The 23336-nt window shown below is 75.4% G+C and carries 19 protein-coding genes and 1 pseudogene; 6 read left to right on the plus strand and 14 right to left on the minus strand.

Annotation, left to right across the window (positions count from 1 at the left end):
* Position 1 precedes the first annotated feature (1 nt).
* From ACWCYY_RS33560 to ACWCYY_RS33580, 5 genes are all read right to left on the minus strand, one after another.
* Positions 2 to 1261 carry a M64 family metallopeptidase gene (locus tag ACWCYY_RS33560; protein WP_449798165.1) on the minus strand — a complete coding sequence of 420 codons (1260 nt, stop codon included), beginning with the start codon at positions 1259 to 1261 and terminating at the stop codon, positions 2 to 4.
* 244 nt (positions 1262 to 1505) lie between these two features.
* Positions 1506 to 2756 carry an ABC transporter permease gene (locus tag ACWCYY_RS33565; protein ID WP_345290475.1) on the minus strand — a complete coding sequence of 417 codons (1251 nt, stop codon included), beginning with the start codon at positions 2754 to 2756 and terminating at the stop codon, positions 1506 to 1508.
* Between the two features lies 1 nt (position 2757).
* On the minus strand, positions 2758 to 3378 hold the full coding sequence (locus ACWCYY_RS33570) for an ATP-binding cassette domain-containing protein (protein ID WP_449798166.1): 621 nt from the start codon (positions 3376 to 3378) through the stop codon (positions 2758 to 2760).
* The gene (locus ACWCYY_RS33575) at positions 3375 to 4718 is read right to left on the minus strand and encodes a peptidoglycan-binding protein (RefSeq protein ID WP_345290477.1); all 1344 of its coding nucleotides are present in this window, start codon (positions 4716 to 4718) and stop codon (positions 3375 to 3377) included. The genes ACWCYY_RS33570 and ACWCYY_RS33575 overlap by 4 nt, the downstream gene beginning before the upstream one ends.
* Positions 4719 to 4923: 205 nt before the next feature.
* A complete protein-coding gene (locus ACWCYY_RS33580; protein WP_345290478.1) occupies positions 4924 to 6153 on the minus strand; it encodes a benzoate/H(+) symporter BenE family transporter in 1230 nt (409 codons plus the stop codon).
* Between the two features lie 185 nt (positions 6154 to 6338).
* Between ACWCYY_RS33580 and ACWCYY_RS33585 the strand changes: the two genes are divergently transcribed.
* Positions 6339 to 7163, plus strand: coding sequence for a hypothetical protein (locus ACWCYY_RS33585; RefSeq protein ID WP_449798167.1), 825 nt, complete (start codon positions 6339 to 6341; stop codon positions 7161 to 7163).
* Between the two features lie 37 nt (positions 7164 to 7200).
* Positions 7201 to 8040, plus strand: coding sequence for a hypothetical protein (locus ACWCYY_RS33590; RefSeq protein WP_449798168.1), 840 nt, complete (start codon positions 7201 to 7203; stop codon positions 8038 to 8040).
* 64 nt (positions 8041 to 8104) lie between these two features.
* Here ACWCYY_RS33590 and ACWCYY_RS33595 read toward each other — a convergent pair whose 3' ends face one another.
* From ACWCYY_RS33595 to pdhA, 3 genes are read right to left on the minus strand one after another with little or no spacing between them, the layout of a single operon-like run.
* A complete protein-coding gene (locus ACWCYY_RS33595) occupies positions 8105 to 9538 on the minus strand; it encodes a dihydrolipoamide acetyltransferase family protein (protein ID WP_345290481.1) in 1434 nt (477 codons plus the stop codon).
* A 13-nt stretch (positions 9539 to 9551) separates the two neighbouring features.
* Positions 9552 to 10526 carry an alpha-ketoacid dehydrogenase subunit beta gene (locus tag ACWCYY_RS33600; RefSeq protein WP_345290482.1) on the minus strand — a complete coding sequence of 325 codons (975 nt, stop codon included), beginning with the start codon at positions 10524 to 10526 and terminating at the stop codon, positions 9552 to 9554.
* Complete coding sequence (gene pdhA, locus ACWCYY_RS33605; RefSeq protein WP_345290483.1) at positions 10526 to 11668, minus strand: pyruvate dehydrogenase (acetyl-transferring) E1 component subunit alpha; 1143 nt, start codon at positions 11666 to 11668, stop codon at positions 10526 to 10528. The genes ACWCYY_RS33600 and pdhA overlap by 1 nt, the downstream gene beginning before the upstream one ends.
* A gap of 356 nt (positions 11669 to 12024) precedes the next feature.
* Here pdhA and ACWCYY_RS33610 point away from each other — a divergent pair, with 356 nt between their 5' ends.
* Positions 12025 to 12684 carry a response regulator transcription factor gene (locus ACWCYY_RS33610; RefSeq protein WP_345290484.1) on the plus strand — a complete coding sequence of 220 codons (660 nt, stop codon included), beginning with the start codon at positions 12025 to 12027 and terminating at the stop codon, positions 12682 to 12684.
* A gap of 82 nt (positions 12685 to 12766) precedes the next feature.
* Positions 12767 to 13849 carry a phosphotransferase enzyme family protein gene (locus ACWCYY_RS33615; RefSeq protein ID WP_449798169.1) on the plus strand — a complete coding sequence of 361 codons (1083 nt, stop codon included), beginning with the start codon at positions 12767 to 12769 and terminating at the stop codon, positions 13847 to 13849.
* Positions 13850 to 13926: 77 nt separating this feature from the next.
* Here the strand turns inward: ACWCYY_RS33615 and ACWCYY_RS33620 are convergent, their stop codons facing one another.
* The 4 genes from ACWCYY_RS33620 to ACWCYY_RS33635 form a co-directional block, all read right to left on the minus strand.
* Positions 13927 to 15684 carry a protein kinase domain-containing protein gene (locus tag ACWCYY_RS33620; RefSeq protein ID WP_449798170.1) on the minus strand — a complete coding sequence of 586 codons (1758 nt, stop codon included), beginning with the start codon at positions 15682 to 15684 and terminating at the stop codon, positions 13927 to 13929.
* Positions 15685 to 15779: 95 nt separating this feature from the next.
* The gene (locus ACWCYY_RS33625) at positions 15780 to 17261 is read right to left on the minus strand and encodes a protein kinase domain-containing protein (RefSeq protein ID WP_345290486.1); all 1482 of its coding nucleotides are present in this window, start codon (positions 17259 to 17261) and stop codon (positions 15780 to 15782) included.
* Positions 17262 to 17515: 254 nt separating this feature from the next.
* Positions 17516 to 18112 carry a bacterial proteasome activator family protein gene (locus ACWCYY_RS33630; RefSeq protein WP_345290487.1) on the minus strand — a complete coding sequence of 199 codons (597 nt, stop codon included), beginning with the start codon at positions 18110 to 18112 and terminating at the stop codon, positions 17516 to 17518.
* 151 nt (positions 18113 to 18263) lie between these two features.
* Complete coding sequence (locus ACWCYY_RS33635; RefSeq protein WP_449798171.1) at positions 18264 to 19196, minus strand: hypothetical protein; 933 nt, start codon at positions 19194 to 19196, stop codon at positions 18264 to 18266.
* A 168-nt stretch (positions 19197 to 19364) separates the two neighbouring features.
* Here ACWCYY_RS33635 and ACWCYY_RS33640 point away from each other — a divergent pair, with 168 nt between their 5' ends.
* Positions 19365 to 20075: a hypothetical protein gene (locus tag ACWCYY_RS33640; protein ID WP_449798172.1), complete on the plus strand. Its 711-nt coding sequence runs from the start codon at positions 19365 to 19367 to the stop codon at positions 20073 to 20075.
* The gene (locus ACWCYY_RS33645) at positions 20072 to 21367 is read left to right on the plus strand and encodes a nucleotidyl transferase AbiEii/AbiGii toxin family protein (RefSeq protein ID WP_449798173.1); all 1296 of its coding nucleotides are present in this window, start codon (positions 20072 to 20074) and stop codon (positions 21365 to 21367) included. The genes ACWCYY_RS33640 and ACWCYY_RS33645 overlap by 4 nt, the downstream gene beginning before the upstream one ends.
* 30 nt (positions 21368 to 21397) lie before the next feature.
* Here ACWCYY_RS33645 and ACWCYY_RS33650 read toward each other — a convergent pair whose 3' ends face one another.
* Positions 21398 to 22375, minus strand: a complete 978-nt coding sequence (locus ACWCYY_RS33650; protein ID WP_449798174.1) for an NAD(P)H-quinone oxidoreductase — start codon at positions 22373 to 22375, stop codon at positions 21398 to 21400.
* A 212-nt stretch (positions 22376 to 22587) separates the two neighbouring features.
* Positions 22588 to 23238 (minus strand): annotated as a pseudogene (locus tag ACWCYY_RS33655) (NAD(P)-binding protein); the annotation flags it as partial.
* Positions 23239 to 23336: the final 98 nt, after the last annotated feature.

Genomic DNA, 23336 nt, shown 5'->3' on the forward strand with positions numbered 1-23336 from the left:
CTCACCCCTTGAGCGTCCAGCTCACCGTCCGGGTCATCCGCTGCTCCCGGAACGCCTCGTCCCGGACCCAGTCGGTGTCGTCCCGCACGGTGGCCGAGACGGTGACGGTCCGTCCGGCGGGGACGGCGAGCGCGGTGGTCTCCAGCCAGCTGCCGTCGGGGGCGGGGCTGGTCACCGGGAGGCCGTCGACCCGCCACTCGACCACCAGCTGCCGGTCCCCGGTGAGGGGGACGGGCCGGACCAGCAGCCGGGGGCGGCCGGTGATCGCGCCCGGGGTCGGTTCGGGGCGGTCGGCGGGGCTGATCCGCTGGTAGAGCTGCTTGACGATGGCCTCCCGGGAGGGCGGGTTGTAGCTGCCGCCGAGGGTGCGCATCACCGAGTCGACGGTGGGGCGGAAGGTGCCGTTGGCGCTCCGGTAGGTGCCGACCGTGCCGCCGCCGTCGGAGGTCTCGGCGCCCAGCCAGCGCCACCACTTCAGCTGACGGCGCCTCATCTCCTCGGCGTCCACGGCGGAGAGGTTGGGGTAGTCGGCGTCGCCCGGCGCGCTGTCGTACTCGTCGCCGAGGTCGCCGACGGTGTGGCCCATCTCGTGCTGGATGATCCGTCCGGCGTCGGGGCTGCCGCCCGCCAGGGTGGTCACCCCGGTGCCGCCGGCACCGCCGTACTCCCTGGAGTTGGCGAGGGCGATCAGGTACTGCGGGCCCTCGCCCTCCCCCGCCAGGCGGGCGGTGGCGGCCTCGTCGGCGCAGAGCAGCCGGGCGGTGCCCTCGCACCAGAAGTGCATGCCGAGCGGGGTGCCGGGGTGGCGGACGGCCGGCTCGCCCTCGGCGATGCCGGGGGTCGGGGAGACCACCTCGACCCGCCTTATGTTGAAGAAGCCCTGGTAGCTGCGGAAGGGCTCGATCTCCATCAGCGCGTGCCAGGCCTGGTCGGCCTGACGGCGGAACAACTCCTGCTGGTCGGCGGTGTAGCCGTCGCCGAGCAGGACCAGGGTGATCCGGTTGGCCGGGTCACCGGTGCGCCGTATGTCCACGGTCGGGGCGGTGCCCGGCGTGGTGGCGGGTGGCCCGGGGGGCCGTTCGACGCCGTTCGGCGGGGCGGCCCGGTCGGGGGCGGGCGACGGGACGCCGATGACCTCGTAGGGCGACCGGGCGGTGAGTTCCAGGGCGGCGGGCAGCCCGGCCACCGGGAGCAGCAGGAGCACGGCCAGGCCGCGTCCCGCTCCTCGGCGGACGCGGTGTCCGGTATCGCCAGGCGCCATACGGGTACGTCCTCGGTGCTCCGGTCACCCGGCGGGGGCCAGGGTGGGGGTCGCGGAGAGGTACCCGCACCCCGCGCCCCCGCAGCACTCCCGCGCCGCAGGTTCCCCGGGCCGGACCAACCGGTTCCGCCGCGCGGCCCACCCGGCTTGCGGCGGCCCCGCGCCGCGCGCCCCGCGCCCCGCGCCGAGCGGTGGCGGCCCCGGCCTCGCGCCGAGGGAACGGACCGGCCGCGCGGTGGCCGGCTCAGCCGCGCAGGGCCGCGACCGGTTCGGTGCGGGCCGCCCGGAGCGCCGGGTGGGCGCCGGCCAGCAGGCCGAGGACGGTGCCGAGCAGCGGCGCGGGGAGCACGGCCCAGGCCGGCAGCACGGCGGTCCAGTCCCGGACGAGCGCCACGGCGAGGACGGCGAGCACGCCGAGGCCGGTGCCGGCCAGGCCGCCCAGGGTGCCGACGGTGGCGGCCTCGGCGAGGAACTGGGCCCCGACCTGTCGGGCCCCGGCGCCGAACGAGCGCCGCAGCCCGGTCTCGGCCGCGCGCTCCCCCACCGCGAGCAGGCCGGCCGAGGCGATGACCACCGCGCCGACGGCCAGGCAGGCGCCGGCCAGGGCCAGCGCCACCAGGAGTCCGGTGCGCCGGGGAGCGGCGCCCCGGTGCTCGTACGGGTCGGGCGGGGCGTCCACGGCCAGCCGGTCCGGGGCCTCGGGGCGCAGCGCCGCCGGGAGCTGACGGGCCACCACCCCGGCCGCCCCGGGGCGGGTGGCGACCAGCACCTTGGCGGACTCCCGCCCGGCCGGTCCCGGATTGCCGAAGCGCTCCAGCGCCGTCGCGGCCGGGACGATCAGGCCGTGCAGCGTCTCGGGAGCCCGGGTGACCTGCCGGTAGAGGCCGATCACGGTGAACGGGAGGCCGTCCAGGAAGACGGCGGGCTGCGCCGCGACCAGGCCGGGGCCGATGCCGAGGCGGGCGGCGGTCTCCTCGCTGAGCAGCGCCACGGGGAGCCGCCGCCGTTCCGGGAACTGATCGAGCGTCACTCCGGCGGTCAGCTCCGGGGCCATCGCGGCGACCGCTCCGGGGCTGGCGGCGAAGACCGTCGGGCCGGGGCCGGGCAGGCCCTCGGCGGCCGGGCCGGTGCCGATCCGGATGCCGTCGCCGACCCGCCACCAGACCCCGGCCGCCGTCACCCCGGAGATCCGGGCCGCCCGGGTCTCGGTGTCGGGCGGCAGGCCGGTGGGCGGGGCGGCCCCGGGGGGCAGTCCGGTGGCGTCGGGCTGGTCCACCGCGGTGACGGTGGTGGCCCTGGTGAGGTCGTAGCCCGGGCGGACCTGGCCGTCGGCGGTGGCGGTCAGGCCGAGCGCGGCGACCAGGGTGGCGGTCCCGAGCGCCGGGGCGAGCAGGGTGAGCAGGGTGCGCCGGGGCCGCTCCAGCAGTCCGGCCAGCGTCTCGGCCCCCAGGTCCCGCAGGGCGGACCACGTCCCCGGCCGCGGCTTGCGGAGCACCTCAGACCACCGCCGCTTCGGCCGTCGCCCCGTCGGGGATCCGCACCGTCCGCCCGGCCCGGTCGGCCACCGCCGGGTCCCGGGTGAGCACCAGGACGGTCTGCCCCTCGCCGTGCAGCCGGTCGAGCAGGGCGAGCACCGTCTCGGCCCCGGCCGGGTCCAGGCCTTCGACCGGCTCCTCGCAGAGCAGCAGCGCCGGCCGGTTGACCAGTGCCCGGGCCAGCGCGAGGCGGCACCGCTCGGCGGCGGTGAGGGCGCCGGGCAGCGCGCCGGAGCGGTCGCCGAGGCCGGCCCGCTCCAGGGCGGCCCGGGCCGCCGGGCGCCGCTCGGCGCGCGGGGTGCGGACGTAGACCTGGGCGAGCAGCAGGTTCTCCTCGGCGGTGCGGAGCCGGAGCAGGGCGGGACGGCGGAGCAGCAGGCCGATCCGGCGGCCGCGCAGCACCGCGCGCTCCCGCTCGGTGAGCCGCCCGGTGTCGGTGCCCTCCAGCAGGAGGCCACCGGGGGCGGCGGCCTCGAACAGGCCGAGCAGCGGCAGCAGACCGGGCGGCCCGGCGACCGCCACCCACTCCCCCGCCTCGACGGTCAACCCACCCGGCTCCGACCGGAGTTCGAGGACCGTCACGAGCCGACCGCCACCTGGTCACCGGCCGCCAGCCCACCACCGGTCAGCGCGACCCAGCCGCCGACCGTGGCGCCGGTGGTGACCGCGACCACCTCGCGGCGGCCGTCCGCGGTGACCCGGGTGACCACGGTGCGCCCGGCCGAGTCGGTGAAGACCGCCGCCACCGGCACGCTCGGCACCGGCTCGGCGGCCGGGCCCTGCAGCACGGTGAGCCGGACGTCCTGGCCGTTCAGGGCCGCGGGCAGGCCCTGCTCGGTGGTGATCTGCAGCGGGACGTAGAGCGGGCCCGGCCGGGCCGGGTCGCCCGGGGCGGGGGCCGGGCCGCCGATCGGGACCACCTGCCCGGCGGGCGGCAGGCCGGTCGGAGCGCCGAGCCCGGTGACGGTGCCCCGGGCGGTGGCGCCGCTGACCTCGGCGAGCAGTTCCACCGTCATCCCGGGCTGCACCGAGGTGGCCTGAGCGGGCGTCAGCCGACCGGTGACGGCCAGCCCGCCGCCGGCCAGCGAGAGCAGCGGGCCCGAGACCGGGGCCCCGACGGGCGCGTTGACCGCCGTCACGGTGGCCGGGAAGGAGGGCAGCAGCACCACCTCGCCGGCCGGGACCATCGGGCCGTTGGCCGCCTCGGCCTTCGCCAGCTCCTCCCGGCTGACCGTCAGCCTCCGCCGGGCCTCCGGCAGTTGGGCCGACCGCTCCGGGTCGGCGGCGGTCTCGGCCAGCTGCCGCTGGTCCGCCTCGACGGCCCGGCGGGCGGCGTCCACCGCCTGCCGGGCCTCCGGCCCCGGGGTCGGCGCCGTCTGCCCGATGCTGCGGTAGTAGTCGCCCACCGCCTTGGCGGTGCCCCGGCCGTAGCTGCCCTCCGGATCGCCGCCCGGACCGAAGCCCAGCTCCTCCAGGGCCTTCTGGAGCTGGGCGACGTCCGGGCCGGTGGAGCCGGGCTTGAGGTCCCGGTACGCGGGGACGGCGCCGTGCAGCACGAAGAGCGGCCGGCCGGAGACCACGGCGAGCAGGCGGCCGTTCTCCACCTGCTCACCCGGCCGGACGGCCAGCGCGGAGACGAACAGCTGGGTGATCTCGGGCGAGGAGGCCCGCGGCGTCACCTCGTACCGGGTCGGCGGGTAGACCTGGCCCCGGGCCACCACCGAGGGGGTGAGCGCCCGCAGCGTCACCGGGGCGGTGAGCAGGCTGCGCGGCGGCGGTGCGGCCCCGACGGTCCGCTCGGCCGGGGACTCCACCAGGGAGGAGGCGGCCCAGCCGCCGGTGGAGACCAGGGCGGCCCCGACCGCCACCACCAGTACCGCGCGCTGGCGCCGGGCCAGCCGTGACGTCCCGCCCTCGTCCACTCCGGCCCCCTCCCGCGCGGCGGTCCGAACCCTGGCGGCACGCCGGAGCTCCGGTGCGCGGGTCGCGCCACCGCGCAGGTCACGTCCAGCATGCGCGGGCACCGGGCCCGGCCCGGTCAGCTGCCGCGCGCCGCGCGGGAACGGGCACCGGGGAGGGGGACGACGGCAGCCATTCGGCCCAGCCCGCGACCCTGCTGACCTCCCGTCAGGCCTTCTCGCGCCGCCCCGCTTCCAGCACCAGGTGCGTCCCGACGCCGAACAGCAGCCCCCAGAAGGCCGAGCCGATCCCGTACAGGGTCATCCCCGAGGCGGTCACCAGGAAGGTCACCACCGCCCCGTCCCGCCCGATCGGCTCGGTCACCGCGCCGATCAGGCTGCCCTGGAAGGAGGCCAGCAGCGCGACCCCGGCGATCACCGCGATCAACGCGGGCGGCAGACCGGTGAAGAGGCTGACCAGCACCCCGGCGAAGCTGCCGATCAGGATGTAGAGCACCCCGGTGGACATCCCGGCCACGTACCGGCGGCGCGGGTCCGGGTGGCTCTCCGGGCTGGTGCAGATCGCGGCGGTGATCGCGGCCAGGTTCACCCCGGGCGAGCCGAACGGCGCCAGCAGCACCGAGAGGCCGCCGGTCGCACCGATCAGCAGCCGGTCGTCCGGATCGTAGCCGGAGGCCCGCATCACCCCGAGGCCGGGCGCGTTCTGCGAGGCCAGCGCGACGATGGTGAGCGGCAGCGCCAGACCGACGGTGGCCGCCCAGCTGAACTGCGGCACCGTCAGTTCCGGCCGCACCGGCCCGCCCTGGCCGAGGTGCAGCGGCAGCCCGACGGTGACGGCGGCCAGCACCCCGCCGGCCAGCAGAGCCACCGGCACCGCGTACCGGGGAACGAAGCGGCGGGCCAGCAGGAAGGCGGTGAAGCTGCCGAGCACCAGCACCGGGGCGCTCTTCACCGAGGTGAAGATGCCCGCGCCGAAGGAGAACAGGATGCCGGCCAGCATCGCGTTCACGATCCCGGTGGGGATCGCCCGCATCAGCCGCCCGAACAGGCCGGTCACGCCGAACAGCGCCACCGCCACGCTGCTCACCAGGAACGCCCCGACCGCCTCCCGGTACGGGTAGTCGCCCAGGCTGGTCACCAGCAGCGCCGCACCGGGCGTGGACCAGGCCGCGATCACCGGGGTCCGGGTCCACCAGGAGAGCAGCAGACAGCTCAGCCCGCTGCCGATCGAGACCGCCCAGATCCAGGAGGCGGTCTGCCCCTGGTCCAGCCGCCCGGCCTGCGCGGCTGCCAGCACCACCACCAGCGGGCCGGAGAACGACACCGCCACACACACCAGCCCGGCCAGCAGCGCGGGCCCCGACACGTCCCGCCGCAGCGACGGGCGCCCGTCCTGAGCAGCCGTCGGATCCTCGGTCTTCCCCCGCAGTCTCGTCACCCGGGCAGTATCCCGGAGGCCCGCCGGAGCCCTCCGAAAAAACTTTTCGAACTCACCTGCAACCCCCCGGGGGGATGGACGTCTTAACGGTTGAAGGCACGGAGAGCGGCCCCGGCGAGGGGACCGGCGCCGCAGGGTCCTTCACCTCACACACCGTCAGACCGGACTCCCTGGGGGGACACGTCATGCGCACGTCCGTTATCAACCGTTTTGCGAAGCTTGCCCCGCTCTCCGTCGCCACCCTCCTGCTCACCAGCGGCATCACCCTGATCACCGCCGACACCGCCTGGGCCTGCGGCCCGTCGCCCGCCGAGCCGATCTACGAGGGCCCGCGCCGCGCCACCGAGCCGCAGCAGTCCTTCATCCCGGAGCTGCCCAGGACGATCACGGCCGGCGGCGCCAAGGTCGAGGTGGGCATCGAGCTGTTCAACGGCACCGGCTCGGCCTACCGGCAGATCGCCCCCGGCTTCGGGCTGCTCGCACCGAAGCCGACCGGTGGCAAGCAGGGCCTCCGCGCGCAGGACGTCACCGTGGAGGTCATGGTCAGCGGGGCCTGGAAGACGCTCCCGACCCGTTACGACTGCGGCGCCTTCTACACCGACACCGCCGTGCTGAAGGGCTCGCTGGAGGACGGACGCGCCAAGCGCTTCATGTTCCGGGTCGGCCTCAAGAGCACCACCCCCGCCGCCCAGGACTCGATCCTGCTCTACACCACCGAGGCGCCGGCCACCCTGAAGGTCCTGCACCCGGCCCCGGCCGCCAAGCCGGCCTCCCCGAAGCCGACCCCCTCCGCCACCAAGGCCGCCGCACTCGCCGCCGCACCCGCCGAGGCTCCGAAGGCCACCCCCAGCGCGCCGGCCACGGCCACCCCGACCACCGCTGCCACCCCCGCCGAGCTGGCCTCCACCGGCCCGAAGGCCCCGGCCGCCGCCCTGGTCGGCTCGGCCGCCGCCCTGCTCGCCGTCGGCACCGCCGCCCTGCTCTTCGCCCGCCGCCGCACCGCCCGCTGACCACCACTCACTTCTCGACCTCACGGGGACCACCACCATGCGCATCGCCCGCCCGCTCGCCGTCACCGCCGCCGCCCTCACCCTCGCCGTCGGCGTCCCGCTCGCCACCGGCTCGACCTCCGCCTGGGCGGTCTGCGGCGCCACGCCCACCCCGCACCCCGCCCCGGCCGCGAAGCACCAGGGCACCCTGGAGGTCAAGGCGCTCAAGACCCTGCCCACCACGATCACGGCGGGCGGTGCGCAGGTGGAGGTTCCGGTCCGGATCACCAACCGGACGGACGCCCCGTACCAGCAGGTCGAGCCGCAGTTCTCGGTCGGGCACTACTACGACATGAAGGCCGACGTGGCGGTCGAGCAGGTCGCCGTGGAGTGGCGCCAGGGCAAGGGCCCGTGGAAGAAGCTAGGGCTCCAGCTGGGCTGCACCCGTGGCCTGGTCAACCAGGACGTGCTGCCCCGGCTGGCGCTGAAGCAGGGCGAGTCGGCCGAACTCTCGTTCCGCTTCTCGCTGGTGGCAGCCGTGCCGAAGGCCCTGGACACCGTCTCGTACACGGTGTTCGCCCAGGGCGAGGACCTCAACGCCGGCAGCGTGGGCGCGACCCTGCGGGTGACCCCGGCCTCCGCCCCGAAGTCCACCCCCACCGCGAAGCCCTCCGCGGCCGCCCCCGTCGCCAAGGCGGCCGCCGCCGAGGCGCCGAAGAGCGCACCGTCCACCTCCCCCAGCGCCTCCGCGACCACCGTCCAGCAGGACGTTGCCGCAACGGAGTTGGCCAGCACCGGCCCCCGCACGCCGAACACCTTCCTCGTCCTCTCCGCCCTGGGCGCCATCGCCCTCGGCGCGGGGGTCCTCGCGGCCGTCCGGTGGAGCCGCTCGCACTGAGAACGGCCGAACGGGCCCTGCCCACCAGGTGGGTAGGGCCCGTTCGGGCTGGTCCGACGGAGCGTCAGCTCCAGGTGATCAGGCGCTTCGGGCGCTCCAGGATGGCCGCGGTGTCCGCGAGCACCTTGGAGCCCAGCTCCCCGTCCACCAGGCGGTGGTCGAAGGAGAGCGCCAGGGTGGTGACCAGGCGCGGGACGACCTTGCCCTTGTGCACCCAGGGCAGTTCGCGGACGGCGCCGAAGGCGAGGATGGCGGCCTCGCCCGGGTTGAGGATCGGCGTGCCGGTGTCGACACCGAAGACGCCGACGTTGGTGATGGTGATGGTGCCGCCGGAGAGGTCGGCCGGCGAGGTCTTGCCCTGCCGGGCGACGTCCGTCAACTCACCTAGCGATACCGCCAGTTGCGGCAGCGTCTTGGACCCGGCGTCCTTGATGTTGGGCACCAGCAGACCGCGCGGGGTGGCCGCGGCGATGCCGAGGTTGACCTGCCCCTTGAGCACGATCTCCTGGTTGGCCTCGTCCCAGGCCGCGTTGATCTCCGGGTGGCGGCGGACGGCGGTGAGCAGCGCCCGGGCCACCAGCAGCAGCGGGCTGACCCGCACGCCGGCGCCCAGCTCGCCGCTCTCCTTGAGCTCGCGCACCAGCTTCATCGTCCGGGTCACGTCGACCTGGACGAACTCGGTGACGTGCGGGGCGGTGAACGCCGAGGCCACCATCGCCTGGGCGGTGGCCTTCCGGACGCCCTTGACCGGCACCCGGACGTCCGTGCCGTACGCGACCGCGGCGGCGACGGTCTCGACCGCCTCGGTCTCCACCACGGCCGGAGCCGGGGCGGCGGCGACCGGGGCCGGAGCGGCGGCGGCGTGCACGTCCTCGCGGGTGATCACGCCGTCCTTGCCGGTCGGGGTGACGGTCCGCAGGTCGATGCCCAGGTCCTTGGCCAGCTTGCGGACCGGCGGCTTCGCCAACGGCCGTTCGCCACCGGCCGGTTCGGCCTGCGCGGGCACCACCACGGGCGGGGCCGCGACGACCGGGGCGGGGGCCGCGACCGGGACGGGGGCCGCGACCGGAGCGGCGGCGACCGGGGCCGTCGAGGTCTTGCGGGCCCGGCGCTGCACGGTGCCGGTGCGCGGGCCGTAGCCGACCAGCACCTCCCGGCGCTCCGGCTCGGCGGCAGCAGCGGCGGCGGCCGGAGCCGCCTCGGCGGCCGGGGCGGCGACGGGAGCGGGCTCGGCCGCACCCTCGCCGACCGCGACCGAGATGATCGCCGTGCCGACGTCCACCGTGCTCCCGGCGGGGAAGAACAGCTGGTCGACGACCCCGTTGAAGGGGATCGGCAGCTCGACCGCCGCCTTGGCGGTCTCCACCTCGCAGACCACCTGACCGTCCGTCACCACGTCACCGGGCTTGACGTACCAGGTCAGGATCTCGGCCTCGGTGAGGCCCTCGCCGACGTCCGGCATCTTGAACTCGCGGAGCGAGCGCACTTCGGTGGTCATCATCGCTCCGTTCTCAGTAGGCCAGCGCGCGGTCGACGGCGTCGAGCACGCGGTCCAGGTCGGGCAGGAAGGTCTCCTCCACCCGCGACGGCGGGTAGGGGGCGTGGTAGCCGCCGACCCGGAGGACGGGGGCCTCCAGGTGGTAGAAGCACTTCTCGGTGATCCGGGCGGCCAGCTCGGCGCCCAGGCCCAGGAAGACCGGCGCCTCGTGCACCACCACGGCGCGGCCGGTGCGCTTCACCGACTCCTCGACGGTGGCGAAGTCCACCGGCGAGAGCGAGCGCAGGTCGACGACCTCCAGGCGGCGGCCGTCCTCCTCGGCGGCCGCGGCGGCCTCCTGACAGACCTTCACCATCGGGCCGTACGCGATCAGGGTGGCGTCGGCGCCCTCGCGGACCACCTTGGCGGTGTGCAGGCCGATGCCGGCCTCGTCGCCCACCTCGCCCTTGTCCCAGTAGCGCCGCTTGGGCTCCAGGAAGATCACCGGGTCGTCCGAGGCGATCGCCTGACGGAGCATCCAGTGCGCGTCGTGCGCGTTGGACGGGCTGACCACCCGCAGACCGGCGGTGTGGATGAAGTACGCCTCGTGCGACTCGCTGTGGTGCTCCACCGCGCCGATGCCGCCGCCATACGGGATCCGGACGGTGACCGGCATCTTCACGTGGCCGAGCGCACGGGCGTGCATCTTGGCCAGCTGGGAGACGATCTGGTCGAAGGCCGGGTAGACGAAGCCGTCGAACTGGATCTCCACCACCGGGCGGTAGCCGCGCAGGGCCAGGCCGATCGCGGTGCCCATGATGCCGGACTCGGCCAGCGGGCTGTCCATCACCCGGTCCTCGCCGAAGTCCTTCTGCAGGCCGTCGGTGATCCGGAAGACACCGCCGAGCTTGCCGATGTCCTCGCCCATGAGCAGGGTCTTCGGGTCGCTCTCCAGCGACTTGCGGAGCGCCTCGTTGAGCGCCTTCGCGATGCTGAGCTGCGTGCCCATCAGTGGTTCTCCCCGCCCTCGAAGGAGGCGGCGTACGCCTCGTACTCGGCCCGCTCCTCGTCCACCAGCACGTGCGGCTCGGTGTAGACGTGGTCGAAGATCAGCGTCGGGTCCGGGTCCGGCATGGTCCGGACGCCCTCGCGGACCCGCAGGCCCAGCGTCTCGCTCTCGGCCTCGACCTCGGCGAAGAACGCCTCGTCGGCGATGCCCTCCGCCTCCAGGTGCGCCTTCAGGCGGGCGATCGGGTCCTTGGCCTTCCAGGCCTCGGTCTCCTCTGTCGCGCGGTAGCGGGTCGGGTCGTCCGAGGTGGTGTGGGCACCCATCCGGTAGGTGAAGGCCTCGACCAGCACCGGGCCCTGGCCGCTGCGGGCGTGGTCCAGCGCCCAGCGGGTCACCGCGAGGCAGGCGAGCACGTCGTTGCCGTCCACCCGGACACCCGGGAAGCCGAAGCCGGAGGCGCGGCGGTAGAGCGGGATGCGGGTCTGGGTGGTGGTCGGCTCGGAGATCGCCCACTGGTTGTTCTGGCAGAAGAACACCACCGGCGCGTTGTAGACCGAGGCGAAGGTGAAGGCCTCGTTGACGTCGCCCTGGCTGGAGGCGCCGTCACCGAAGTACGCGATCACCGCGTCGTCGGCGCCGTCCTTGGTGATGCCCATCGCGTAGCCGGTGGCGTGCAGGGTCTGCGCGCCGATCACGATGGTGTAGAGGTGGAAGTTCTTCTCGTTCGGGTCCCAGCCGCCGTGGTTGACGCCGCGGAACATGCCGAGCAGGTTCAGCGGGTCGACGTCGCGGCACCAGGCCACGCCGTGCTCGCGGTAGGTCGGGAAGGCGTAGTCGCCGGTGCGCATCGCGCGGCCCGAGCCGACCTGGGCCGCCTCCTGGCCCAGCAGCGAGGCCCACAGGCCCAGTTCGCCCTGACGCTGGAGCGAGGTGGCCTCGGCGTCGAAGCGCCGCACCAGCACCAGGTCGCGGTAGAGCGAGCGCAGCTCCTCCGGCGTCGTGGTCAGCGGGAAGTCCGGGTGCTCGACCCGGGTGCCTTCCGGCGTGAGCAGCTGTACGAGCTCCGGCGCGTCCGTACGCCGGCTGTCAGTGACGGCGGGGGCGGGCTTCTTGCGCGCCCTCGTCGTGCTCTTGACGGTCACGTTCACTCCTCGGTCTGTCCGGCCGCCCGGGGTCGCCGGTGACCGGTCCGGTCACCGCCTCGCAGTGGAGAGCGCGTGGGTGTGCGCACCGACTCTGCTCGGCAGGTGGTGTTCCTTCTCCGACGGCTTCCCTCACGAGAACGTTACCCAGCGCAGCCCCTTGGCGCGTCTGCGCTAGGACGTCCTACTTGTTCCCTGTCAGAACAGCCGCGGGTGTGGCGCGGCTCTCATCCGTGGTGCCGTCAGGACACCTGCGCACGCTATCCGGGCGCCGGTCTCCGCGTAAGGGGGTAATCGGCATCAATTTCCGGCCGGGGGGATAGGTCTTCTGTACCCGCTTATGGGAGCATTTGCTCGTGAGTGGAAACGGACATATCAGGGTATTCCTTCTCGATGATCACGAGGTCGTCCGCCGGGGCGTACACGACCTGCTGTCCATGGAGGACGACATCGAGGTCGTCGGCGAGGCCGGCACCGCCGCCGAGGCGCTGACCCGCATCCCGGCCGTCAACCCCGACGTGGCGGTGCTCGACGTCCGCCTCCCGGACGGGAACGGGGTCGAGGTCTGCCGCGAGGTGCGCTCCCAGCGGCCGGAGATCAAGTGCCTGATGCTGACCTCCTTCTCGGACGACGAGGCGCTGTTCGACGCCATCATGGCGGGGGCCTCCGGGTACGTGCTGAAGGCGATCCGCGGCACCGACCTGCTCTCCGCGGTGCGCGACGTGGCGGCCGGCAAGTCGCTGCTCGACCCGGTCGCCACCAGCCGGGTGCTGGAGCGGCTGCGGGACGGCGGGGAGAAGGAGGACGAACGGCTGGCCCAGCTGACCAAGCAGGAGCGGCGGATCCTCGATCTGATCGGCGAGGGGATGACCAACCGCCAGATCGGCAACGAGCTGCACCTGGCCGAGAAGACCGTCAAGAACTACGTCTCCAGCCTGCTGGCCAAGATGGGCATGGAGCGCCGCACCCAGGCCGCCGCCTACGTGGCCCGGCACCAGGCCGACCACCACCACTGAGGCGTGGTTCACCGGAGCTTCAGAAGCACATCACCGACCGTATGTCAAGCACCACCCAGCGTCACCACTACGCTCAGGGGACGTGAACCACACCCTCCGCTTCGCGGACGCACCGGCCCGCCCGGACGCGGCCGCTCCCCCCGTCGGCACGCTCAGCCCCCCGGTCCCGGACCAGGTCCTGACCGGGGTGCTGCGCCGCTTCCGGATCCGGCCCCTGGCGGTCACCCCGGTGGCCGAAGGACTGCTCAACCGCGGCTACCGGGTGGAGAGCGAGACCGGTCCGCACTTCCTCAAGTGCTACGTGGACTCGGCCACCTCCACCCGCCCGGCGGTCGCGGCGCAGCACCGCGCCTCCACCGCGCTGGCGGCGCGCGGACTGCCCGTCGCGCCCCCGCTGCCGGCGATCGGCGGCCGCACCGTGGTCGCCCACGGCGGCCGGCTCTTCGCCCTCTACCCCTGGGTCGACGGCGTCCACCTGCACGGGACCGAGCTCGGCCCGGCCCGCTGCGCCGAGCTCGGCACCCTGCTCGGGCAGCTGCACGGCACCCTGGCCGAGGTCTGCCCACCGGTGCTCCAGCCCGTCGGCACGCTCTCGGCCGACCCGGCGGAGACCGAGCGGCTGGTCCGCGAGCTGCGCGGACGCGCGCGCTCGGCCCGGCCCCGACTGCCCTTCGACTCCCTGGCCGAACGGCGGCTGACGGAGCGTCTGGACCTGCTGGACGCCCACGGCCACCGCCGCCCCGCTCCCACCGCCGCCCCGCCCACCGGCTGGACCCACGGCGACTTCCACGGCCTCAACGTGCTGCACCGCGGCGGCCGGGTGGCCGCCGTGCTCGACTGGGACAAGCTCGGCACCCGGCCCACCGCCGAGGAGACCGTCCGGGCCGCCACCCTGCTCTTCGACGACCGGCGCACCGGGGTGCTCGACCTCTGCCGGGTCCGCCAGTGGTCCCGGGCCTACCGCGCCACCGGCGCGGCCACCTCCGCCGAACTGGCCGCCGCCGCCCACCGGGTCTGGTGGGAGCGGCTCAACGACCTCTGGATGCTCCAGTGGCACTACCAGCGCGGCGACCACCGCGCCGACCACCTCTACCCGGGCTCGGCGGGCCAGCTCACCTGGTGGTGCCAGGAGTACGAACAGGTCCTGGACGCCCTGACCAACTGACGCCCTGACCAACGGACGCCGTGAGCAACGGACGTCCGGCGGCGGGCCGGCTGACCCGGGGCCAGCCGGCCCCGGGGTCAGCCGCCGCTGCCCGCGGCCCCGCTGGCGCCGGGCGAGGCACCGCCACCGCCACCGGAGGTCGCGGTGGCCGAGGGCGGCGGGTTGGAGGAGCTGGTGGCCGAGGCCGAGCCGCTCGGCTTCGAGCTCGCCGAGCCGCTGGCGCTCGCGCTGGCCGACGAACTCGCGCTGGCCGAGGGCGACTTGCTCCCGCTGGCCGACGGGGACGTGCTCGGCGAGGGCGTCGTCGGGGAGGTGCCGTGCGTGTTCGGCTGCGTCGGGGCGGTGGTGCCGCCCTTGGTCGTCGACTTGGTCGCCGGGGTCGAGGGCTGCTGCGAGGGGGTCTCCTCCGCCGTGGCCGCCGGGGAGTTGACGGTCACCGGGGTGGTCGGCCCGCCCTTGTCGTTGTTGCCGCTGAGCGCCAGGCCGATGCCGGTCCCGGCCGCGGCCAGCACCAGCAGCACCCCGGCCACCCAGGGCCAGGGCCCGCGACGGCGCCCGCCGCCCGACGACCCGTCACCCGACCCGTCGTCACCTCCCCCGCCCACGGCGGGGTACGCCTCGGACGGCGTCCGGTACGGCGAGCCGGTCGGGAACGGCATGACCGCCGTCCGCTCGCTGCCGCCGACCGACCCGAGCGGCTCGGTCAGCGCGGTGGAGCCGTTCGGGGTGTCCTGGAAGCCCGGGTAGTGGCCGGTGTTGCCCGAACCGGCGGCGGCCAGGCCCGCGGCGGCGGCAGCGGCGGCGGCCGCCCCCTCCGCGTACCCCGCCCCGGCGGCGCCGTGCATCTCGCGCAGCGCGTGCTGCAGGTGGGCGCGGAACTCGTCGGCGCTCTGGTACCGCTCGTCGGGGTTCTTCGCCAACGCGCGCAGCACCAGGCCGTCCAGCTCCGGCGGCACCCGGTGGTTGGCCTCGGAGGGCGGCACCGGCGCGTCCTGGACGTGCTGGTAGACCACCGAGAGCGGGGTGTCCCCGGTGAACGGCGGGCGCAGCGCCAGCAGTTCGTAGAGCATGCAGCCGGCCGCGTACAGGTCGGAACGGTGGTCCACCGCCTTGCCCAGCGCCTGCTCCGGCGAGAGGTACTGCGGGGTGCCCATCACCATGCCGGTCTGGGTCATGGTGGAGGCCTCGCCGGTGAGCGCCCGGGCGATGCCGAAGTCCATCACCTTGACCGCGCCGCCGGTCGTGATGATCACGTTGGCGGGCTTGATGTCGCGGTGCACGATGCCGTGCCGGTGGCTGTAGGCGAGCGCCTCCAGCACCCCGGCGATGATGATCAGCGCCTGGTCGACCGGCGGCGCCTCCTCGTCCACCAGCAGCTCGCGGACGGTCCGGCCCTCGACCAGCTCCATCACGATGAACGGCGTGGACTCGCCGTGCTCGACCTGCTCGCCGGTGTCGTAGACCGCGACGATCGAGTGATGGTTGAGCGAGGCGACCGAGTGCGCCTCGCGGGTGAACCGGAGCCGGGCCACCTCGTCCTGGGCCAGTTCGGGCCGGAGCAGCTTGACCGCCACCGTGCGGGCCAGCCGGACGTCCTGGGCGGCGAACACCTCGGCCATGCCGCCCCGGCCGAGCCGGGAGGTCAGCCGGTAGCGGCCGTCGCCGACGGTGCCGAGCGGAGCGGCGATCCCCCGGGACGGGGTCGCGGGCCCGGCGGCCGTGGCGGGCAGGACGGCCGTCTCGGCCGTCTCGGCGCCGGCCGGGGACGGAGGCACCGGGGGCGTCTCGTGGCCGTTGTCGTCCTCGCCGTCGCCCGGCCGCTGTGTCTGCGCCATCACTCCTCGCCCCGGGCCTGGGCCCTGTCAGTTGCGTTCCTGGCACGCTACCGCTTCGAGGGCCCGGGTGTGGCGCGGCGTACCCGGTGCGACGGTCAGACCGCAGGCGTCCCGGAGGACCGCACGACGGTCGGCCGGGAGCCGACCGTGTCGCCGTACAGGTCCTGCTGGCGCTGCTTCTCCTGCTTGGCCACCACGATCCCGACGATCACCGCGGCCAGCACGATCACGCCAACGATCACGCCCACCACCACCAGCGCGGTGGAGCAGCCGTTCCCGTTGGGCTTCGGCTGGGCGAACTGCGGGGCGAACGGCTGCGGCCCCTGCGGCGGGAAGGGCTGCGGCGGGAGCGGCTGGTGCTGGGGCATCGGGTACTGCGGCGGCACCTGCTGCTGCGGGAAGGGACCGGGGGTGTGCGGGCCGGGGGTGTGCGGACCCGCGGCGAGCGGGCCGGGGGCCGACGGGCCCGGCGTGTGCGGTCCCGGGTACTGCGGAGCGACCGGCGGGAAGGCCGGCGGCGGGGTCTGCGGCCCGTACGCGGGCGGCGGCGTCGGCACGTACGGCTGGTGCACCTGCGGGACGGGGCTGCGCGGCTCGCCCATCAGCGGCGGGAAGGCCACCGGCCCGCCCCCGCCGGCCGAGACCGAGCGCGGGCCCTCGCCGATCACCAGCGGGGTGACGGCCGGGGCCCCCTGGGCCTGGCCGCCCGCGGCCAGCCGCTCCACCTCGGCCCGCATCGCCTCGGCGGTCGGGAAGCGGTGCCCCGGGTCCTTGCGCAGCGCCCGGGCCACCAGCGCGTCCACGCCGGGCCGGACCGCCGGGTTGGTCCCGGACGGGGCCGGCGGCTCCTCCTGGACGTGCTTGTAGGCGATCGAGAAGGGCGAGTCGCCGTCGAACGGCAGCTGGCCGGTGAGCAGCTCGTAGAGCATGCAGCCGACCGAGTAGAGGTCCGAGCGGGCGTCCACGCTCTTGCCCAGCGCCTGCTCCGGCGAGAGGTACTGCGGGGTGCCGACCACCATGCCGGTCTGGGTCATCGAGGTGACCCCGGACTGCAGCGCCCGCGCGATGCCGAAGTCCATCACCTTGACGGTGCCCTTGGTGCTCACCATCACGTTGCCCGGCTTGATGTCGCGGTGCACCAGGCCCTGGTCGTGCGAGGCCTCCAGCGCCGAGAGCACCGCACCGGTGATCTTCAGCGCCTGCTCGGCCGGCATCGCGCCGTGCGCGGCGACCGCCTCGTTCAGCACGTCCCGCAGCGACTTGCCCTCGACGTACTCCATGACGATGTACGGCGTGGTGGCGCCGTCCGGGCCGACGTCCTCGCCGCTGTCGAAGACCGAGACGATGTTGGTGTGCTGCAGCCGGGCCACCGCCTGCGCCTCGCGGCGGAAGCGCTCGCGGAAGGCCTGCTCCCGGCCGAGCTCGGTGTGCAGGGTCTTCACCGCGACCTGACGGTCCAGCACGGTGTCGTGGGCGAGGTGGACCGAGGCCATCCCACCCTGGCCGAGCAGGTGCCGCAGCACGTACCGCCCGCCCGCCAGTGCGTGGCCGCCGGCGGCGGCGCCGTCCTCGCTCATGTCCCCTGCTTCCCCCTCCGGTGCGGAGGCGCTCCCGGCACTGCCCGGCCCCTGGCCGGCGGCCCACCGGGCCGACGAACAGGGGCCAGGGTATCGGCTGGCCCCGACGCCTCCCGGCGCCGGGGCGCGGCTGTGTCCGAGGTGTGTCCCGACCGTGAAACTCCGCCCGCGGAGGGTCCGTGCGTCCTGCGGGCGCCGGCCCGCGGGTACGGGCCCGCGGGTACGGGCCCGCGGGTACGGCCACGGGTGCGGGTCTACAGGTACGGGCCCGAGCGGATGCCACGGCCGGGCTCCGGCTCCTCCGGCTCCGGCTCGGCGCCGTGCAGGCCGGGCGGCAGCGCGCGGCGCATCTGCTCCAGCTGTGCCCGGGCCGCCATCTGCTGCGCGAACAGCGCGGTCTGGATCCCGTGGAACAGGCCCTCCAGCCAGCCGACCAGCTGGGCCTGGGCGATCCGCAGCTCGGCCTCGGTCGGGATGCTGTCCTCGGTGAACGGCAGCGAGAGCCGCTCCAGCTCCTCGACCAGCTCCGGTGCCAGGCCGAGCTCCAGCTCCTTGATCGAGCTGGCGTGGATGTCCTTCAGGCGCGCCCGGCTGGCCTCGTCGAGGGGGGCCATCCGGACCTCCTCCAGCAGCTGCTTGATCATCGAGCCGATCCGCATGACCTTCGCGGGCTGCTCGACCATCTCGGTCACCGGCAGCTCCCGCGGCTCCACCGCCTCGCCGTCCCCGATCCGGCCGAACCCCGGGCCGGTGCCGGGGGGCGCCCCGACCGGCAGCCCGTCCGGACCGACGATCAGCACCTTCGGGGACTCGTCCTCCGACTGCGACCGTTCGTTCATCGGGTTCGTCATGGTTCCTTCATATGCTTCGTGCGCAGGGAGGGTCAACTGAGGAGCGCCCGGCGCGCCCGGACGCCGTCCGGGCGACGGACTCTGACGGCCCATCATGCCGCCAACCCGCCGCCCGGGTGCGGCGATCCCGCCGACCGGAGCTGACGGCCGGTCAGCGGCGGCGCAGGCGCAGGCCGACCAGGCCGAGGCCGCAGCCGATCATCGCCAGGCCCGCGCCGAGCGGGAACTGCAGCGTGGAGGCGTCGGTCCAGCGCAGCGGGGCAGCCAGCTGGCCGGCCGCCGGGGTCGGGCCCGGCACCACCGCGGCCGCCGCGGCCGCCTCCGCCGCCAGGACGTCCAGGGTCTGCGCCGCCGCGTCCGCCTCCTCGTCCTCCTGCTCCGCCGCGGCACCGGGCCGGGCGGCGGGGGCCGGGGCGGCCGGGGGGACGCGCTTCACCGGGGCGGGCCGCTGGGCGGCCGGGGAGGCGGGGCGCTCGGCCACCGCACCGGGCGCCGGGGCCGGGGCCTGCTGCTCGGTGCGGGCGGTCGCGCTCGGCACCGGCGTGCGGCTCGGACGGGCGGTCGCGCTGGGCCGGGGCGTCGGCGCCGCGGTGCCGCTCGGGGCGGCCGTGGGCAGGGTGGTCTGCGCGGCGGCCGGGGTCGGCTCCGCGGCGGGCGTGGGCGTCGGCTGCGGGGTGGGCTCGGCCGCCGGGGTCGGCGCGGGCGTCGGCTGCGGCGTGGGGGTCGGGAGGGTGGCCGGGGTCGGCGCGGGCGTGGGCGCGGGTTCGGCCGGCTCCGGGGGCTCCGGCTTGGCCGGGACGGAGCGGCCCGGTGAGGCCGGCACGGTGATCGGAAGCTGCACGGTCGGCAGTGCGGGGAGCGGGGGTATCTCGACCTGCGGCAGGGCGGGCAGGGCCGGAGTGCTCGGCCCGGCCGTCCCGCCCGGAACGCCGCCGACGACCGGGAGCACCGGCTGGGCCCCGCCCTGCTCCCCCGCCGCCGAGCCACCGGCCAGGACCAGCGGAAGGGCCAGCCCGGCCACCACGGCGGCCCGGAGCACGGCCGGGACGGGGAGTGCTGAGTACGCGAACGGAAGTGCGGCCACGGATGGAGGTCCTTCCGACGGCCGACCGCGTGGAACGCGGCCGGCGGGCGGGAACAGCTCCGCACCAGCCTCACACACCAGGACAATCCAGGCATTACGGGCAGTCCACCGGAGGTCACTCCGAAAACACGGTGCCCGCCGTCAGTGGCGCTTGCGATGATTCCGCCCATGCCCACCCCCGCACCGGCAGCCACCGTCCGGGCCGTCACGGTCGAGCACCCGCTGGCCCCCTCGGGCCCGGTCGACCACTTCACCGGCGAGTTCGAGACGCACCTGACCCTCTCGATCCCCGCCGCCCGGCTCGCGCGGCTGGAGCGCTGGGCCGACGGGGCCGGGCTCAAGGTCACCCACATCGTGCTGGCCCGGGGCCGCACCCGGCACCAGCCGATGCTCACCCTGACCGGCCGGGGCACCTTCCCCGAGCAGCGCGCCGCCGCCGTGGCCACCGCCGCCCGGCTGCGGGCCGCCGGCTTCGCGGTGACCAGGACCAAGATCGAGGCCTCCCCGTGGGCCACCGGCGTCCCCGGCACCGCCGCCGAGGCGGTCCGGCTGGGGCCGGACACCTACTTCGAGCACCACCTCAAGGTCCTGCTCCCGCCCGGCCCGGACCACCGGGCCCTGGCCGAGCTGGCCGGCCGTCACCACGCCCACCTGTCCTGGAACGCCCGCCGCACCGAGTCGGACGGCCGCCAGCAGCGCTTCGTCACCCAGCGCTGCCACCGGGTCGGCCTGCCCGAGGCCGGCCTCCGGCTGGCCCGGCTGACCGGGGCCGTGACCGCGGCCGGGTACGAGATCCTCTCCTCCGAAAGGGAGTTCGTCGTGTACGACGACAACCTCGCCGTGGACCACGGCTGGCTCACCACCGGGGAGCAGCGGTGACCGGCAGCTGGCAGTCCTTCGACTGGACCAGCACCGAGGTGCCCCACCACCCGCCGAGCGAGCGCGAACGGGCCGAGTACGGGATCCCCCTGACGCTCCGTCCGGTCCCGGGACCCGAGGCCCCCCAGCGCTCGGTCTTCGACCCCGCCCTCAAACAGCACCCCAACGCCTACCGGGCCGCCGACCCGGCCTTCCGCGACCCCGCGCTGGCCAAGGCCTGGCTGCGCGCCCGCCGCCGGGCGATGGACCTGGTGCTGGCCGCGATCGCCGACTCCCCCTGGGTGGACGACCTGGTGCTGCGCGGCAGCGTGCTGCTGCGCGCCTGGTTCGGCGAGCAGGCCCGCGAGCCGGGCGACCTGGACTTCGTCGTGGTGCCGGCCGGACGGGGCATCGAGGACCCGCGGTCCGCCGCGATGCTCGACGGCATCGCGGCGGCGGCGCAGCTCACCGCCGAGCAGGACGACCGGGGCGTCCGCTTCGACGCCCGCGAGGCCGTCGCCGAGGACATCTGGACCTACGAGCGGGTGCCCGGCCGCCGCCTGGTGCTGCCCTGGACCGCCGAGGGCCTGCCCGGCGGCGTGGTCCAGCTGGACTTCGTCTTCAACGAGCCGCTCCCCGTCCCGCCCGAGCCCACGGCCGTCCCCGGCCTGGAGCGGCGCCGGTCACCGGTGCTCAACGCGGCCGCCCCCGAGCTCTCGCTCGCCTGGAAGGTGATGTGGCTGCTCACCGACCGGTACGGGCAGGGCAAGGACCTGCGTGACGCGGTCCTGCTGGCCGAGCACGGGCCGCTGCGGCCGGAGGTGCTCCGGGAGGTGTTCGCCGAGGGCGAGGGGTACTACGCCCTGCACCCGCCGGGGGCCGCCGCGCTCCGCAGGGCCGTCGCGGGCGTGGAGTGGAAGCACTTCGTCACCGAGTACCCGGCCTTCGCCGACCGCGAGGCCGAACACGGGCAGCGGCTGCTGACCGCGCTGGCCCCCACCTTCGCCGGGCTGCCCGACCTCCCGGAGGAGGACCGGGCCCACCTCCGCCGGTGGCTGGCCGCCTGGGTCGAGCGGTACCGCGAGCCGTTCGCCCGGGACGGCTTCGACGCGCTCCAGGAGGCGCTGGCGCGGCGGCTGGGCCACTACCCGGCCGCCGTCGTGATCACCCGCGAGCTGCTCGGCCCCGACCGGCACGGCCTGACGGAGACCGAGCAGCTGCTCCGTGCCCACCCGGCCTGGTCCGGCTGGCACGGCTACTACCAGCGCAACCCCGGGAGGCTCGCCGAGGACCTGGCGCCCTGCGACTGGTGACCCGTCAGGCGGTCGGCCCCCGTCAGGCGGTCAGGCGGTCAGCACCACCTTGCCGACCTGCTCGCCGGCCTCCAGGACGCGGTGGGCCTCGGCGGCCTCGGTGAGCGGGAGTTCGCGGTCGACGACCGGCTTCACCACCCCCGCCTCGACCAGCGGCCAGACGTGCTCGCGGACGGCGGCCACGATGGCGGCCTTCTCGGCCAGCGGGCGGCTGCGCAGGGTGGTGGCGGCGACGGCCGCGCGCTTGCGGAGCAGGACGGAGAGGTCGAGTTCGGCCTTGACGCCGCCCTGGAGCCCGATGATGACGAGCCGTCCGTTCCGGGCCAGGGCGTCGACGTTCCGCTGGAGGTACTTGGCGCCCATGATGTCGAGCACCACGTCGGCCCCGGCACCGTCGGTGGCGGCCCGGACCTCGGCGACGAAGTCCTGCTCGCGGTAGTCGATCAGCACGTCCGCGCCCAGCTCGGCACAGCGGGCCAGCTTCTCCGGGCTCCCGGCGGTCACCAGGACCCGGGCGCCGACCGCCTTGGCCAGCTGGATCGCCATGGTGCCGATGCCGCTCGCGCCGCCGTGCAGCAGCACCGTCTCGGCGGGGCGCAGGTGCGCCACCATGAACAGGTTCGACCAGACCGTGCAGGCCACCTCCGGCAGCGCGGCGGCCTGAGCCGCCGTCAGCCCCTTGGGCACGGGCAGCAGCTGGCCCACCGGGACCGCCACCCGCTGGGCGTAGCCGCCGCCGACCAGCAGGGCGCAGACCTCCTCGCCGACCGACCAGCCGGAGACCCCGGGGCCGAGCGCGGCGATCCGCCCGGCGCACTCCAGGCCCGGGTACGGGGAGCTGCCGGGCGGCGGGTCGTAGAAGCCCTGGCGCTGGAGCAGGTCGGCCCGGTTGACGGCGGTGGCCGCCACCTCGACCAGCACCTCGCCTTCGCCGGGCACCGGATCGGGCACCTCCGCCCACACCAGTGCGTCGGGACCGCCGGGCTGAGGGATCGTCATCGCATGCATGCCACCGACCGTAGTGCGCACGGGCCCTCCGGCCCAGGACCGGTCGTCGCCACGCCACCGAAGGTGGTCACACCAGGGGCGCGAGGAACTGCGCGCAGGGGAACGGCAGCACGTGCAACTGGCTGACGTGCCCCGACCTCACGCTGGGCCGCCTTCCGTACTCGCGCAGTTCCTCGCGCCCCTGAGGTCGCTGCCCTGCCGAGCGGGGTGCGTCAGGGGTGGGGGGCGGCCGGCTGGATGGTGATCACGCGGTCGGTGAGCTGGAGCACCGCCGCCTCCGGATCGGTGTAGTTGAGCACCCGCCGGCCCCGGACCACCGCCACCACCAGGTCGCCGCACTCCCGCGGACTGCGGCCCGCCTCGGCCTTGGTGACGGTCCGTTCGACCAGGTCGAGGCCGGTGCCGTAGGTGATCAGGTCCTCCATCACCGCGCCGGCGTGCGGGCTGAGCAGCGAGAGTCCGAGCAGCTGCCCGGCCGAGCTGGAGCTGGTGACCACCGCGTCGGCGCCGCTCTGGCGCAGCAGCGGGGCGTTCTCGTCCTCCCGGACGGCGGCGACCACGGTGGCCTCCTTGGTCAGCTGACGGACGGTCAGGGTGACCAGCACCGCGGTGTCGTCCCGCTCCGGGGTGACCACGATCCGGGCCGCGGTCGGCACCCCCGCCCGGACCAGGGTCTCGGTCCGGGTGGCGTCCCCGTGCACGCCGGTCAGGCCGTCGCGGCCCGCCTGGTCGATCACCTTGCGCTGCGGGTCCACGATCACGATCTCGTGCGCGCCCACCCCCTGGCCGAGCAGCGCGGCGACCGCGTGGCGGCCCTTGGTGCCGTAGCCGATCACGACGGTGTGCTCCCGCACGGTGGACCTCCGAGGACTCCGCGTCGCGCCCACCGGGGGCGACGTCACTGCCCGCGACGATACCCACCCGCCCGCGCACCGTGCCGTCGGGGCGCACCGGCTGTACT

It is taken from the genome of Kitasatospora sp. NPDC001664 (assembly GCF_053596675.1).